At 61.5% G+C, this 13,802-nt stretch carries 14 protein-coding genes and 3 tRNA genes; 7 read left to right on the plus strand and 10 right to left on the minus strand.

Translation table 11 applies throughout. The annotated features are described in order from the left end of the window. Positions 1–31: 31 nt before the first annotated feature. The 5 genes from C0V82_RS04185 to C0V82_RS04205 form a co-directional block, all read right to left on the minus strand. A complete protein-coding gene (locus C0V82_RS04185; RefSeq protein ID WP_102111245.1) occupies positions 32–1,999 on the minus strand; it encodes a methyl-accepting chemotaxis protein in 1,968 nt (655 codons plus the stop codon). A 226-nt stretch (positions 2,000–2,225) separates the two neighbouring features. After that, positions 2,226–2,600, minus strand: a complete 375-nt coding sequence (locus tag C0V82_RS04190) for a GcrA family cell cycle regulator (protein WP_082372212.1) — start codon at positions 2,598–2,600, stop codon at positions 2,226–2,228. Between the two features lie 261 nt (positions 2,601–2,861). After that, positions 2,862–4,313 carry an NADP-dependent isocitrate dehydrogenase gene (locus C0V82_RS04195; protein WP_102111246.1) on the minus strand — a complete coding sequence of 484 codons (1,452 nt, stop codon included), beginning with the start codon at positions 4,311–4,313 and terminating at the stop codon, positions 2,862–2,864. A 429-nt stretch (positions 4,314–4,742) separates the two neighbouring features. Then, complete coding sequence (locus C0V82_RS04200) at positions 4,743–5,933, minus strand: vWA domain-containing protein (protein WP_102111247.1); 1,191 nt, start codon at positions 5,931–5,933, stop codon at positions 4,743–4,745. Between the two features lie 55 nt (positions 5,934–5,988). Beyond that, positions 5,989–7,362 (minus strand): adenylate/guanylate cyclase domain-containing protein, encoded by a 1,374-nt coding sequence (locus C0V82_RS04205; RefSeq protein WP_102111248.1) that lies wholly within the window; start codon positions 7,360–7,362, stop codon positions 5,989–5,991. A gap of 387 nt (positions 7,363–7,749) precedes the next feature. Here C0V82_RS04205 and C0V82_RS04210 point away from each other — a divergent pair, with 387 nt between their 5' ends. Both C0V82_RS04210 and C0V82_RS04215 read left to right on the plus strand, forming a co-directional pair. Then, positions 7,750–8,211, plus strand: a complete 462-nt coding sequence (locus tag C0V82_RS04210) for a Csu type fimbrial protein (protein WP_102111249.1) — start codon at positions 7,750–7,752, stop codon at positions 8,209–8,211. A gap of 65 nt (positions 8,212–8,276) precedes the next feature. Beyond that, positions 8,277–8,741, plus strand: coding sequence for a spore coat protein U domain-containing protein (locus C0V82_RS04215; protein WP_158659727.1), 465 nt, complete (start codon positions 8,277–8,279; stop codon positions 8,739–8,741). A gap of 7 nt (positions 8,742–8,748) precedes the next feature. Here C0V82_RS04215 and C0V82_RS04220 read toward each other — a convergent pair whose 3' ends face one another. The 3 genes from C0V82_RS04220 to C0V82_RS04230 form a co-directional block, all read right to left on the minus strand. After that, positions 8,749–9,126, minus strand: coding sequence for an Mth938-like domain-containing protein (locus tag C0V82_RS04220; RefSeq protein WP_102111251.1), 378 nt, complete (start codon positions 9,124–9,126; stop codon positions 8,749–8,751). Between the two features lie 44 nt (positions 9,127–9,170). Then, a tRNA-Asn gene (locus C0V82_RS04225) sits at positions 9,171–9,245 on the minus strand. Between the two features lie 99 nt (positions 9,246–9,344). Then, positions 9,345–9,419, minus strand: a tRNA-Asn gene (locus tag C0V82_RS04230). A gap of 176 nt (positions 9,420–9,595) precedes the next feature. On the opposite strand from C0V82_RS04230, the gene C0V82_RS04235 reads away from it, so the two are divergent. After that, the gene (locus tag C0V82_RS04235; protein ID WP_102111252.1) at positions 9,596–10,204 is read left to right on the plus strand and encodes an NUDIX domain-containing protein; all 609 of its coding nucleotides are present in this window, start codon (positions 9,596–9,598) and stop codon (positions 10,202–10,204) included. Positions 10,205–10,247: 43 nt separating this feature from the next. Here the strand turns inward: C0V82_RS04235 and C0V82_RS04240 are convergent. Beyond that, positions 10,248–10,321 (minus strand) — tRNA-Cys (locus C0V82_RS04240). Positions 10,322–10,545: 224 nt separating this feature from the next. Here C0V82_RS04240 and C0V82_RS04245 point away from each other — a divergent pair. From C0V82_RS04245 to C0V82_RS04255, 3 genes are read left to right on the plus strand one after another with little or no spacing between them, the layout of a single operon-like run. After that, positions 10,546–11,211: a protein-L-isoaspartate O-methyltransferase family protein gene (locus C0V82_RS04245; protein ID WP_102111253.1), complete on the plus strand. Its 666-nt coding sequence runs from the start codon at positions 10,546–10,548 to the stop codon at positions 11,209–11,211. Between the two features lie 20 nt (positions 11,212–11,231). After that, positions 11,232–11,564 carry a rhodanese-like domain-containing protein gene (locus C0V82_RS04250; protein WP_245924149.1) on the plus strand — a complete coding sequence of 111 codons (333 nt, stop codon included), beginning with the start codon at positions 11,232–11,234 and terminating at the stop codon, positions 11,562–11,564. A 2-nt stretch (positions 11,565–11,566) separates the two neighbouring features. Then, a complete protein-coding gene (locus C0V82_RS04255) occupies positions 11,567–12,958 on the plus strand; it encodes a TolC family outer membrane protein (RefSeq protein WP_102111254.1) in 1,392 nt (463 codons plus the stop codon). A 238-nt stretch (positions 12,959–13,196) separates the two neighbouring features. Here the strand turns inward: C0V82_RS04255 and C0V82_RS27870 are convergent, their stop codons facing one another. Next, positions 13,197–13,322 carry a hypothetical protein gene (locus C0V82_RS27870; protein ID WP_308421100.1) on the minus strand — a complete coding sequence of 42 codons (126 nt, stop codon included), beginning with the start codon at positions 13,320–13,322 and terminating at the stop codon, positions 13,197–13,199. 11 nt (positions 13,323–13,333) lie between these two features. Between C0V82_RS27870 and C0V82_RS04260 the strand changes: the two genes are divergently transcribed. Further along, positions 13,334–13,732 (plus strand): DUF2497 domain-containing protein, encoded by a 399-nt coding sequence (locus tag C0V82_RS04260; protein ID WP_308421099.1) that lies wholly within the window; start codon positions 13,334–13,336, stop codon positions 13,730–13,732. Positions 13,733–13,802 lie beyond the last annotated feature (70 nt).

Genomic DNA, 13,802 nt, shown 5'->3' on the forward strand with positions numbered 1-13,802 from the left:
GTTTTCACCTGTTACCGGGAGCGTGAACCGGTCAGGCGGCGCGTGCTTCCGTAAGATAGCGTTCAACCTGCTGCGACAGTTTGCCAGCGCCGAGGCTCAATTCATCCGCGCTGCCTCGCACCTGTGCGGCGGCGGCCCCGGTCTCGCCGGTGGCCTGATTGACCCCGCTGATATGCTCTGTCACGTCACGGGTGCCGGCAGACGCCTGGGCGATGTTGCTGGCAATTTCGCGTGTGGCGGCCTGCTGCTGCTCCACGGCCGCAGAGATGGCCGCAGCGGTGGCGTGCAACTCGCGGATCATGGTCGTGACACCGCGCAGGGCACCACCAGCCCGACCAGACGCGGCCTGGATTTCCTCCACCTTCTGGCGGATACGGTCAGTGGCCTGCGCCGTCTGGGTTGCCAGCCCCTTCACCTCACCAGCCACCACGGCAAAGCCTTTGCCTGCGTCACCGGCCCGCGCGGCCTCAATCGTGGCGTTCAGGGCCAGGAGATTGGTCTGGCTGGCTATGGCCTTGATCAGTTCAACAACCTCGCCCACTTCCCGAGCGCTTTCAGTCAGTTGACGCATCAACTCGTCAGCCTGGGCAGCCTCCTTCACAGCCATGCTCGTCCGGCTGTTCGATGCCTCAGCCTGACGACCGATCTCCTGAATGGAAGCGGCAAGCTCTTCGGTGGCGCTGGCCACGGCGGCGACATTGGCACTGGCTTCCTCGGCAGCGGCGGCAACGGCCACCGACTGCCCGCTGGCATTGTTGGCAGTCATGCTGAGCGCATCGGCGGCGCGGGCCATCTCATCGGCAGCCTGGGCCACGAGATCAACCACGCCCTTCACATTCTTCTCGAAGTCATTGGTCAGGTTGACCTGCCGGGTCACCAGCGACCAGGTCAGCATAGGCGCGACATAACGGCCTTCACTGTCCAGTATCGCCGTCACCCGCAGATCCATGACCTCCCCGCCCAGCTTGATCTTGGTCCGGTGCGGCAGGTTGGCTGGGTTGGACAACAGGCGGCGCTGATGTTCGGGATGTTTGTGCAGGATGTCGATCGACTTGCCCACCATCTCGTCTACCTTGCAAGGTAGGAGGTGCTCCACCGTCTTCAGCACCTCCGCGCTGCGCTTGTTCATGTAGTTGATGCGGAAATTGTCGGCAGGGTCACAGGTCATCACGCCTAGCGGGGCATCGGCAATCATCTGCGCCTGGGCAAAGGCCTTGGCAACGGTGCCGCGCAACGTGTCGAAGGCCTGCGCGATCCGCCCAATTTCATCGCCCCGCGCCCAATCCAACGCGCGGGTTACCTTGCCGCCGGCCAGTTCACCAATGGCGGCACTGACCCGGTTCAGCGGCGTCACGACCATCCGCGCCAGGGCGAAAGCACAAAGCAGTGCGACCAGGGCGGCGCCCGCAATGACCGACCACAGCATGGTCAGCATGCCATGCAACCCTTCGTCAGCGATCACCGTCCGGTCGGCCAACTGCGCCCGTTCTGTCTTTTCAATGGCATCCAGGGCCTTGCTCAACCGCGCCATGATCGGTGCGCTGACATGCTGGGCCACCATATCACGGGCGGCCTGCAGGCCGCCGGGCTGTCCAACCAGCGTGATCTCCCGATCCGCTACATTCGCCTGCCAGTCTGACGCAGCCGCACCAACCTCCCGCAACTGCGCCTGGGTTGCCGCATCCTCGCCTGTCAGGCTCATGGCTTCATCCATGGCCTTGGTGAAGTTGGTGCGCGCCGTGGCTATGGGGGATAGGAATTCCTTATCGCCCGTAACCAGAAAGGCGCGTACCGCGCTTTGCTGCTGCTGGATCGACTGTTGAAGGACCGAGACCTGATCCAGTACTTGATAGCTTTGGGTATTTAGGTCAACCGCTTCATGTGTCCGGTTCAAGAAGCTGGTGATCCCGACACCGGAAAAGGTGACCACCCCGATCACTATACCAAAGGCTAGTGACAGCTTGCCTGTAACCGAAAGGTTAGAAAGATAAGACCGCATGGCACGCTCCTGTTCTGGCGTGGCGATTTCTTCGCCTGCGCTTAACGTGCACCTTGATTATTACCTGAACTTTAACCTCTGCTGTTGACATGGTTGAAATATTGGAAACTATCCATTTGCACAGAAGAATGTGTGTAGATAATTCAGCAAGCATATCAATCGGCAAAAAGAAACCCCGGCATCTTTCGATGCCGGGGTTTCTTTGTCACCGTTTAGTCGGGGGCTTTCAGGCCACGCCCAACTTGCGGTCATCCTCGCGCTTGCGGGCCGGTTGATAGGCGATAGCCGCATGTTCAGCGCAATAGGGCAAACCGTTCAAGGAGGGCTTGCCGCAGAAATGGAAGTCAGGGGACTTCGGATCGCCAACCGGCCACTTGCACATCCGTTCCGTCAGGGAGAGGATCGTTGCACCCTTGGTCGGCTTTTTCTTGATGGGTGACGGCCGGCCAGACAGGCCCAGACGGTGCGCCTTACCGATCACGGCATTGCGGGTGACATTCCCCAACAGCTCGGCGATCTCGCTGGCGCTCATGCCTTGACCCCAAAGCTGGCGCAGCTTCTCAACGCGCTCTTCGCTCCAGGTGCTTTCCGTCGCTTCCACGCTCCAGGTCCCCTTGTGCTATGGCAATTACCGACACCGGAACAGATAGTTCACCACATTGACGGGTCTAGCCCCAGACCCTGCGGATCGCTGTCTTATCCATTATCCGGCCACTAAATATGGTGGCCTCTTGGATGTGAACCTACCAAATTTGATTCGGCTTGGGTAGGGGGCGCGGTACGGATTCCTGTGGGTAACTCCGCTACCTATCCGAAGGGGGAAGAAGGACTATATCCCCCTTCCCCACCCCATCCTTTGCACTTACTGCCCAGCAGCGGCGGAGAAGCCGTTGGCGCCGTCAAAGCTGTACAGGCTGGCCGTCTGCACCACGTCCAGGCCGGCATCGGCGAAACGGCCCAGCAGGCTGATGATAGCAGCCGGGCTGACGGGAGCCTTGCCATCCCCCAGCAGGCGCAGGCGCCAATGATCGGTGCAGAAGGTTTCCGGCGCCCCATCGGGCCAGACCTTCTGACCGCGATTGGAGATCATGGACAGCTTCAGATCGCCGCCGATCAAGCCCGCAACACGCGCTGCCATGTCGTCGCCATTGCCGCCCTTGTGGTCCAGGAACACATCGACGCCGATCAGCTTCTTCTCCTGACGCGCATAATCCTTCAGAGCGATACCGGCAAAGCTGGCCTTCTCCCCCACCTGATAGGAGGCAGGGATCAGCTGGGTCGGGCGCTCACCCAGGCGGTCGATCAGGTTCTGCGCGAAATCGCGGGTGCCGACGCGGGCCTTGGACACGCCGCGCTTAAAGATATCGACGGTGTGGATGCCGTCTTCGATCATGCGCAGCCAGGCATTGTGGATCTTCTCCGCAGCCTCGGCTTGGCCGATATGGACCAGCATCATCACCGAAGCCAGGATCAGGCCCGACGGGTTGGCGATGTTCTTACCGGCGATGGTGGGGGCGGAGCCGTGGATGGCCTCGAACATGGCGCACTGGTCGCCGATATTAGAGGAGCCGGCCAGACCGACCGAACCCGTGATCTGGGCCGCGATGTCGGAAATGATGTCGCCATAGAGGTTCAGCGTGACGATCACGTCGAACTGCTCCGGCGTGTCGGCCAGCCGGGCAGCACCGATATCGACGATCATGCTTTCATGTTCGATGTCGGGATATTCGGCAGCGATCTCGTCGAAGACACGATGGAACAGGCCATCGCTGATCTTCATGATGTTGTCCTTCACGAAGGCCGTCACCTTGCGGCGATGGTTCGCGCGGGCATATTCGAAGGCGTAGCGGATGATCTTTTCCGAACCGGGCCGGGTGATCAGCTTTACCGCCTGGGTCACTTCCTGCGTCTGGCGGTATTCGATACCGGCATACAGGTCTTCTTCATTCTCGCGCACGATGACCACGTCCATGGTCGGGTGCTTGGTCGAGACATAGGGATGATAGGAGACGCAGGGGCGGATATTGGCGTAAAGGCCAAGCGCACCACGGATCGTCACGTTCAGCGACTTGTACCCGCCCCCCTGCGGCGTGGTGATCGGGGCCTTCAGGAAGACCTTGGTGCGGCGCAGGCTATCCCAGGCGCTGGGCTCCATGCCGTTCATGATGCCGCGCTTATAAACGCTTTCGCCGATCTGGATTTCTTCGAAGGCCAGATTGGCGCCCGATGCCTGCAGGACTTCCAGCGTGGCGTCCATGATCTCCGGGCCGATGCCATCGCCGCGCGCAATGGTAATGGGGGTAGGTTCGGTCATGTGATGTTCCTTTTCGTCAATGCCCGTCCCCTTCAGCGGGGTTTGCCGGGCTTGGCGGAGGGGAAGTTAATCCCGTTACCGTTTGCGCACAATCGCACCGAAGGTCGGGGCGGCCCTGACCCCGTGACACAAGTCATGGACGACAAAGAACTTTTGTGTCGAAACCACGCCTGTTCCCGATATTTAAGGCGAAGAACCGGCCCTGTGAAACATTGTGCACCATCCAATCGGCGCGTCCTTCACAGGATGTGCCGGTCGACCCTGTGAAACCCTGTGCAACATCCATGTCGGCGATGTTACGTGGCGTGTGCCCCACCGACAGACGCGAAACCCTACGCAACATGGTTTCCCGGCATGTTTCACAGCGGATGCAGACAGGGTGAAGTGGCAATCATCCTAACAAAAAACCGATGCCGGAGGGAGAATTGATCAGCGCATCAGCTCCCGCATGCCGGCGTCCAACCCCGCCAGGGTCAGCGGGTACATGCGGCCTTCCATGATCTTCTGGAAAATCCCGATCGACTGCGTATAGGTCCAGTAGCGCTCATCGGACGGGTTCAGCCAGATGGAGTGCGGGTATTTGTCCAGCAGGCGGCGCATCCAGACAATGCCCGCCTCCTCGTTGAAATGCTCCACCGAGCCGCCGGGCTGCGTGATTTCATAAGGGCTCATCGACGCATCGCCGACAAAGACCAGCTTATAATCGGGACCATAGGTATTGATCACGTCGAACGTGGAAAGCCTTTCCACATGCCGGCGCCTATTGTCCTTCCATACGCCCTCATAGACGCAATTATGGAAGTAATAATATTCAAGATGCTTGAATTCTCCACGCGCGGCGCTGAACAATTCCTCACACAAGCGGATATGGTCGTCCATCGACCCGCCAATATCCAGGAACAGCAGCACCTTCACGGCATTATGCCGTTCCGGCACCATCTTGATGTCGAGCCAGCCGGCGTTGCGGGCGGTTGAGCTGATCGTGTCGGGCAGGTCCAGCACATCGGCAGCCCCCTGGCGCGCGAATTTGCGCAGGCGGCGCAAAGCGACCTTGATGTTGCGGGTGCCCAGTTCGACGCTGTCATCCAGATTGCGGAATTCCCGCTTGTCCCAGACCTTCACGGCGCGGCGGTGGCGGCTGCCATCCTGGCCGATGCGCACCCCCTCGGGATTGTAGCCATAGGCGCCGAACGGGCTGGTCCCTGCGGTGCCGATCCATTTATTGCCGCCCTGATGCCGGTCCTTCTGTTCAGCCAGCCGCTGTGCCAGTGTCTCCATCAGCTTGTCCCAGCCGCCCAGCGCCTCGATCTGGGCCTTCTCCTCGTCGGTCAGGAATTTCTCGGCGAGTTTGCGCAGCCATTCCTCCGGGATGCGGGCCGTCAGCTCCTCAGCGCCGATGGCAGCAGGGCCTTCCAAGCCTTTGAAAACCGTCGCAAACACCCGGTCGAACTTATCCAGGTTGCGCTCATCTTTCACCAGGATGGCGCGCGACAGGTAATAGAAATCCTCCACCGCATAGCCCGCGATGCCGGCCTGCATCGCCTCCATCAGCGCCAGATATTCCTTCAGGCTGACAGGCACGCCGGCCTTGCGCAGGTCATAGAAGAAGCCGGTGAACATGGGTTTTCAGGCACTCATGGAAGGGCAGATAGGGCGGAGGATAGCAGGCCCCGGCTCAGGCCGCGACATCATCGCGCAAGGCCAGGGGCCGGTACCATAGCGCGATAGCGCCATCACGCCCGCGCAGGGGCATTTCCTCCACACGGCGATATCCCGCCAACGCCGCCTCACCATCGGTGACCAGGGCCGCACCCGCCACCTCATCGGAAATGACAATGCCGGCTTCCAACTCTCGGGTCAGATGCATCAAACGGCTTGCGACATTCACCGTATCGCCGATGACGGTGAACTCCAGTCGCTGATCCGACCCGATATCGCCCGCCACGACAGCTCCATAATGCACACCGATGCCCAGCCCGACCGACGGCAGGCCATGGGCTGCACGTTCACGGTTCCAATCATGGATGGCATCCTGCATGTCATGGGCACAGGCAAGGGCCGCCGCCGGGTCCCGGCCACTGGGGGCAAGCAGGCCGAAAGTAGCCATCACGCAGTCGCCGATATATTTATCGACCGTGCCGCCATGGGTGAAGACGGCCTGTTCCATGCGGATGCGGAACTGGCGCAACAGGTCGATGATCTCCGAAGCTGGCGCATTCTCGCACAGGCGGGTAAAACCTGTCAGATCAGCAAACAGCACACAGACGACGCGGGTATTGGGTTGCGACAGGGGGCTGTCGCTGGCCGCCAGCCGTTCCACCATGTCGGGCGAGAAGTACCGGGCCAGGTTAGCCCGTTCACACTCCGTCGCGGCCTGACTGACCAGCAGCATCTTGGACCGCCGTACCGCCGCCGCAAGGGTCAGGGCAACCAGCATCAAGATCAGCACCTGGCTGAGCCAGCCGGGCAGGTCGATATAGTAGGGGTCCAGCATGACCTCGAAAATCTCATTCAGGCTGGTGCTGTGAAAGGGCCAGTCCATCGGCATGGTGAAGGATCGCGGCTCACGCAGGGCATGGACGACCACCGCCGACCAGGACAGGACGGCGGTCAACCCGCTCCACACCACCAAGGCCGGTCGCTGCAAGGTGGCGGAACTGACCACCATCAGGAAGAAGACCGCGAACCAGACGCTGCGCGTGGTCAGGGCGGCGGGCATCACCTCCCCGTTGAAAACCACAGGCACCGTCATCACAGCCGCAATTGCCGCGTGATCGAAGGCGACCGACGCGAACAGGTGCCATGGCCGGAACAGCCTTGTCCGGTGCAGTGCCCACAGGCCCATGCCGTTGCAGGCCAGTATGGCGATGCAGATATAACCCGCAATGTTGCCAACCGATTGGTCCAGGGCGGTGATCCAGCTCAAGATCGCGCCCAATCCGATCAGCCGCGCCCAGGTGGCCATCTCGATGCCGCGCGCCTGTTCGCGCGCGAACACGGCCTTCAGCCGCGCCTCAGCCCCCAGATTGCGATCCGACAGGTTGCTCATGCCACCCTTCCCCACCGCCTTTGCCGACGGTGCCGTCCCCTGTTTACCAAGTTAACGCGACAATGGGTCTTTATGACAGGGCCAAGCATCAACCCACCCCAGCCGATCCCGCAAGCCGGGCGACGATGACCGGCAATCATGGAGGGTTGATGGCAAGGATGTGGCTTTCCACATCCTTTGTTTGCAATCCCATATATCAAGTGTTGCATAATGCATTTGATGGAGCATTATTTGAATTATGCAATGCATAAATAAATAGTTTTGTCCCTGACACAGTCATTTTTGCCCCCAAATCCGTCCATATCCGATTGGCATACCCCGTGCAGCAGGAGTGGTCAGAAAGGCAAATGCCTTCCCAGCCATAAAAGAACCGTCGGAGCCGACATCATGAACAAGTTCTTCGCCAAGACCGCCGCCGCCGCCTTGATCGCTTCTGCCATCGTCGCCCCCGCCATGGCCCAGAACGCTTCCGGCACGATAGCGCTGAAGGGCAATGTCGCTCTGTCCTGCACCATCGCCGTCCAGGACCTGAACCAGTCCCTGGCCCTTAAGGCCGGTGAGAATGCCAAGACCGTCGGTTCGGTCACTGAGACCTGCAATTCCGGTTCTGGCTACAAGATCACGCTGGCCTCGGCCAATGCCGGCAAGCTGAAGTCCGGCAACTTCACCATCGACTATCAGGTGAACTATGACGGCCAGGGTGGTGCGCTGACCAGCCAGATGGTTGTTGACCGGGCCACGGCTCAGTTCGGCAAGAAGTCCGACCTGAAGGTCACCATCGCCGCCTCCGACCAGTACATTGCCGGCGACTACGCCGACACCGTTACCGTGACCATCGCCGCCAAGTAAGTTTTCCGCCCCACCCCCGCCCGAAACCGGGCGGGGTTTTCCATATCCGGACAATGAGGTGCAGAATGCGCCATGTACTGGTCCGGGCCGTTTTGGCCCTGCTACTCTCATCAACCGCCCTGATGCCCGCCGCCATGGCGCAGAGCACGGGCGGTAATTTTTCATTGAGGGGCAACATGCCCATGTCCTGCGCCATCAGCGTCCAGGACAATAATGTCATCTGGAACCTGACCAGCGGCGAAGGGTCGAAGACGGTCGGGTCGGTGACGGAGAGTTGCAATGCCGGCAATGGCTATTCCATCAGCTTGGCGTCGGCCAATGGCGGCAAGATGAAAAGCGGCGCCAACGAGATTGCCTATGCCGTCGATTACGACAGCAATGCCGGCAACCTAACCAGCCAGATGGTCGTCCAGCGTGCGACGGCCCAGTTTGGCAAAAAGTCCGATCTGAAGGTGACGGTGCCGATTTCCAATCAGCATGTGGCCGGCGACTATGCCGACACGATCACCGTGACCATCGCTGCGCGGTAAAGCAGGATCAGACCGTCAGCAAGGCGGCGGCCACACGCCGCCCCTCAGCCAGCAGCACATTATAAGTGCGGCAGGCGGCGGGACTGTCCATGACATCCACGACCAGCCCCTGCTCCCGTAGCGTCTTGCGCAGGGCCGATGGCAGTAATTGCATGCGGGCACCGGAGCCAAGCAGCAGCACATCCGGCTTTGGATCGGCGGCAAGCACAGCGGCGAAATGATCGGCGGTCAGATCGGCGAAGCCGGGTACGTCCCACGCAATGGAACGATCGGGGAAAACGATCACAGCCCCCTCATGCACCACATTCGACACCCGAAAACGCCCAGGGGCATAGGTGTCGATGACCTGACGGTCAGCGGGGATGATGGGTGTGATATCGACCATGTCGGGGATATTCCGATGGGCCCGTCTGACGGGCCAGGTTGAAATGGCTCCCAGGGAGGGATTCGAACCCCCGACCGGGCGGTTAACAGCCGCCTGCTCTACCTCTGAGCTACCTGGGATCAGGCCATTTCCAACACTGGAACTACTATGGTACGTGTGCCAATCGCACCCCTGAATGAACAGGGCCGGACGCTTTTTGGGCATCCGGCCCTGCCGATTGGCTCCCAGGGAGGGATTCGAACCCCCGACCGGGCGGTTAACAGCCGCCTGCTCTACCTCTGAGCTACCTGGGATCAGTGCTCACGTCACGACGCGTCATCGGCGCCGCATCGTGCGGTGGGCGGGCTTATAGCCAACCCGATCCGGGTTTGTAAACCCCTGTTTCACGATTTTGCGCATTTTCTTGATCGGGGTAGAAAATCCCTGTGATTCCAGTAGCCTGAACCCATGTCTGACAAGGGGGACACGCATGCGCAACGATGACCCGGACGCCAATCCCTGGCGCACGCTGACCCGCCGTCCGGTTTATGAGAATCCCTGGATCCGGGTGGATCACCATGAAGTGCTGAAACCCAGCGGTGATCCTGGCATCTATGGCCTAGTCCATTTCCAAAATCATGCCGTCGGCGTGGTTCCCGTGGCTGCGGATGGCACGACTTGGCTGGTGGGGCAGTACCGATACCCCCTGAACCGTTACAGCTGGGAAATCCCTGAAGGCGGCGTGCCGGCGGGCGAGGACCCGACCACGGGCGCCCGGCGGGAGCTGCGGGAGGAAACGGGCCTGACCGCTGCCTGCATGATCCCCATTATCCCCCGCGTGGCCCTGTCCAACAGCGTCTCGGATGAGGAAGGCACACTTTATGTTGCCTGGGACCTGACCGAGGGAGAGGCAGAGCCGGATGATACTGAACAGCTGCGGCTGCGCCGCCTGCCCCTGCGTACGGCGCTTGATATGGCCTTGTCAGGGGAGATCACCGACAGCCTGTCGCTTCTGGCCCTGCTGCGCCTGCCCTTGCTGCTGAAAGGTGCGGATACGCCGGCGGATCTGCGCGCAGCACTGGTAAAGGGCTTGGGGTGAGGGCAAAGAAAAAGGCCCGTCGTGAGGACGGGCCTTCTAATTCTGGAGGCACGGCCGGGAATCGAACCCGGATTCACGGATTTGCAGTCCGTTGCATCACCATTCTGCCACCGCGCCATCGGTGCCGCCGTTCGGCATCGCCGTCCGGGGTGGGGCCGGTATATAGACGGGTGCCGCCACCAAGGTCAAGGGCCTGAAAGAAGAATTCCGTCGCACGGGTCTGTGGTGCAGCCGCAACATTGTGTTCCGCGGGCGGGACGGATATATAGCAGCGTGGGTTCCCGCTTTCCGGCGGCTGGGCCCACCCGCCCTTTCCTTTCCCCAGCGCGACAGACACGTCCATGATGGCCACCACCGAATATAGCGCCGCCCGTCTGAACATGGTCGAAGGCCAGATCCGGCCCAACAAGGTGACCGATCAGCGTGTGGTCGATGCCTTTCTGGCCGTGCCGCGCGACCAGTTCGTGCCTGAAGGCCTGCGCGGCGTCGCCTATGTCGACAAGAGCATCCCGGTTACCAGAAGTCGCTATCTGCTGGAACCGATGGTTCTGGCACGCCTTCTGAACGACGCGAAGGTCGAGTCTACGGATATCGTCCTGGATGTGGGGACCGGCACCGGTTATTCCGCCGCTGTCATTGGTCGCCTGGCCGCCACCGTCGTGGCGCTGGAATCGGACAGCGAACTGGCCGCTTTCGCCAACCAGGCGATGCAGACCCAGGGCGTGGACAATGCCGCCGTCATGCACGGCCCGCTGAATGCCGGCTGGGCCAAACAGGCGCCGTACAACGTGATCATCGTGCAGGGTGCGGTTGCCGCAGTGCCGCCCGCGCTGCTGGACCAGCTGGCTGAGGGCGGGCGTCTTCTGGCCGTTATCCTGCCCGAAAGCGGCCAGGGCACCGCCCGCCTCTATCTGAAGACTGGTGGACAAGTGTCCAGTCGCATCCTTTTCGATGCATCAGCGGCCCTTCTGCCGGGCTTCGAAGCCAAGGCCGATTTCCAGTTCTGATTCAGTATCCGGAGGGTTCTGTGCGCCCCATCACAGACAATGAGCTGACGGTGGAGGATTTGGCGGACAGGCTCCGGACGGATGACGGGATTGTCGTGCTGGATGTACGTGAATCCTGGGAAGTGGAACTTTGCCATATCGCGCAAAGCATCCACATTCCGCTCGGGCAATTGCCGTCAGCCGTGGCGGCATTGCCAGAGGACCGCGATATTGCGGTGCTTTGCCACCACGGCATGCGAAGCGCGTACGCCACACAATGGCTGCGCACCCAGGGTTTCGACCGGGCCATCAATCTTGCGGGCGGAATCGACGCTTGGGCCCGGCGTATCGATCCGACCATGAAGGTGTATTGACCATGGACTCCAGCCGTCTGAAGCAGTCCCCGACCAGCCTGATCCTGCGCCGCGTGGCGCGCGCCGCTCTGCCGGCCGTGGCCCTGGCCTTCGGACTTGGCCTTTCCCCCGCCAGCGCACAGTCTCTGCAGGACGCGTTGGCCCAGGCCTATCAGTCCAATCCGACCCTGGACGCCGCCCGCGCCCAGCTGCGCGCCACCGACGAGTTGATCCCGCAGGCCAAGTCTGGCTTCCTGCCGACGATCAACGCCAATGGTAGCGCCAGCCGTAATCTGCAGAAGAACGGCCCGGTTGAGACCTACTGGACCGAGAAGTCGGTCGGTGCCGAAATCGTGCAGCCGCTTTTCCGTGGTGGCCGCACCGTTGCCAGCCTGAGCCGTGCCGAAGCTCTGGTACAAGCACAGCGCGCTTCCCTGCAATCCACCGAGCAGTCGGTGCTGCTGGCTGTTGCCCAGGCCTATTCCGACGTGGTTCGCGACGAGGCGGTTCTGCAGCTGACCGTGAATAACGAGCAGGTGCTGAAGCGTCAGCTGGAAGCGGCTAATGACCGGTTCCGCGTGGGTGAAATCACCCGCACCGACGTCAGCCAGTCCGAGTCGCGTTTGGCCCTGTCGACCTCCAACCGCATTGCCGCCGAAGGCGCCCTGAACGCCAGCCGCGCAACCTTCGCCCGCCTGATTGGTGCGGTGCCGCAGGGCCTGACCCAGGCTGCCCCGCTGACCGGCCTGCCGGCCTCACTGGACGCCACCATCGCGCTGGCGGAACAGAACAATCCGCAGGTTCTGGCGGCCAAGTTCTCCGAACGTGCCGCTGACGCCGCTGTCGATCAGGTCGCGGGCGAGTTGCTGCCGACCGTGTCGCTGGTCGGTTCCTACAGCCGCACCTGGGATCGCCCCGGCACCCTGGGCGATCTGGACAATGGCGCCATCCTTGCCCGCGTGACGGTTCCGATTTACGAGGCTGGCGGCACCACAGCGCGCGTGCGTGAAGCAAAGCAGACCGCTTCCCAGCGCCGTATCCAGATCGACGAGGCCGTTCGTGGCGCCCGCGAAACCGGCATCCGTGCCTGGGAAGCGCTGAGCACGGCCCGCGCTTCCATCAAGTCGCGCAATGAGCAGGTGCGTGCCGCCAACATCGCCCTGGAAGGCGTGCGTCAGGAAGCCACCGTCGGTTCGCGTACCGTCCTGGATACGCTGGACGCCGAGCAGGAACTGTTGAACGCCCAGGTCGAGCTGGTTCGCGCACAGCGTGACGAGGTTGTGGCCAGCTTCCAGGTGATGGCCGCCACCGGTCAGTTGTCGGTCGGCAGCCTGGGCCTGCAGGTCCAGACCTATGATGTGGAAGCGCATTACAACAGTGCTTCCAGCAAGATCTGGGGTCTGTCGGCTGATTGATTCGGCAGCATTTGACGCAAATGAGCGCCAGCAGGGGAGGCCAATCGGCCTCCCCTTTGCTTTTTGGCCGCCTTCAGAGCCGATTCTTCAATCCTGTTAACAAGTTCGTGGAAATTTCTCGCGTTCTGCCCTAGGCTTGCCAACGAATTCGTGGAAGGTCAGGTTACGCGCGAAATGGCCGACAAAGGGTCCTCACAAGAACCATCGATGGAAGAGATCCTCGCTTCCATTCGCAGGATCATTTCCGAAGATGGCGAGACGCCGGGCGAAGAGGCTGCACCTCCTCCTCCGCCGCCGCCACCTCCCCCGCCACCACCTCCTCCTCCGCCACCGCCGCCACCTCCCCCGCCCCCTCCTCCGCCACCACCGCCGCCCATGGCGATGATGATGGAGCCGGAGCCGGAGCCTGATTTTGGGCCGGTTGAGGAAGAGCCGCTGGAACTGACCCAGATGGTTCAGGAGGAGCCGGAATATTACAGTCCGCCACCCCCGCCGCGTCGCGCGCCGCCGCCTGAGGATGGTGGGCTGATTTCCGACTATGCCGCCGATGCGGCCAGTCGTGCCTTTGCGTCCGGTCTGGCCGGTTTTCGCCGTGGCGGGCCCAGCCTGATGGGCGATGGCCCCGTCGGTCGGGGCGATGTTACGCTGGAGCAGATCGTTTATGAGATCGTGCGCCCCATGATCCGTGAGTGGCTGGATGACAATCTGCCCACCATGGTTGAACGAATGGTCAAGCGTGAGATTGAGCGGGTAGTACGGCGCGGCCTCGACTGACGCGCTTGCCTGCTTTGACGTGAACAAAAGGGGCGGCGCCTTGCTGGTGTCGCCCCTTTTCCTTTATCTA

This window comes from Niveispirillum cyanobacteriorum (assembly GCF_002868735.1).
Taxonomy (GTDB): domain Bacteria; phylum Pseudomonadota; class Alphaproteobacteria; order Azospirillales; family Azospirillaceae; genus Niveispirillum; species Niveispirillum cyanobacteriorum.

Excerpts from the sequence above, each read along its gene's own strand:
- C0V82_RS04255 (WP_102111254.1), top strand. The coding sequence starts at position 11,567 with ATGGACTCCAGCCGTCTGAAGCAGTCCCCGACCAGCCTGATCCTGCGC.
- C0V82_RS04210 (WP_102111249.1), top strand. The coding sequence starts at position 7,750 with ATGAACAAGTTCTTCGCCAAGACCGCCGCCGCCGCCTTGATCGCTTCT.
- C0V82_RS04245 (WP_102111253.1), top strand. The coding sequence starts at position 10,546 with ATGATGGCCACCACCGAATATAGCGCCGCCCGTCTGAACATGGTCGAA.
- C0V82_RS04220 (WP_102111251.1), bottom strand. The coding sequence starts at position 9,126 with ATGGTCGATATCACACCCATCATCCCCGCTGACCGTCAGGTCATCGAC.
- C0V82_RS04215 (WP_158659727.1), top strand. The coding sequence starts at position 8,277 with ATGCGCCATGTACTGGTCCGGGCCGTTTTGGCCCTGCTACTCTCATCA.
- C0V82_RS04185 (WP_102111245.1), bottom strand. The coding sequence starts at position 1,999 with ATGCGGTCTTATCTTTCTAACCTTTCGGTTACAGGCAAGCTGTCACTA.
- C0V82_RS04200 (WP_102111247.1), bottom strand. The coding sequence starts at position 5,933 with ATGTTCACCGGCTTCTTCTATGACCTGCGCAAGGCCGGCGTGCCTGTC.
- C0V82_RS04195 (WP_102111246.1), bottom strand. The coding sequence starts at position 4,313 with ATGACCGAACCTACCCCCATTACCATTGCGCGCGGCGATGGCATCGGC.
- C0V82_RS04205 (WP_102111248.1), bottom strand. The coding sequence starts at position 7,362 with ATGAGCAACCTGTCGGATCGCAATCTGGGGGCTGAGGCGCGGCTGAAG.
- C0V82_RS04235 (WP_102111252.1), top strand. The coding sequence starts at position 9,596 with ATGCGCAACGATGACCCGGACGCCAATCCCTGGCGCACGCTGACCCGC.
- C0V82_RS04260 (WP_308421099.1), top strand. The coding sequence starts at position 13,334 with ATGGCGATGATGATGGAGCCGGAGCCGGAGCCTGATTTTGGGCCGGTT.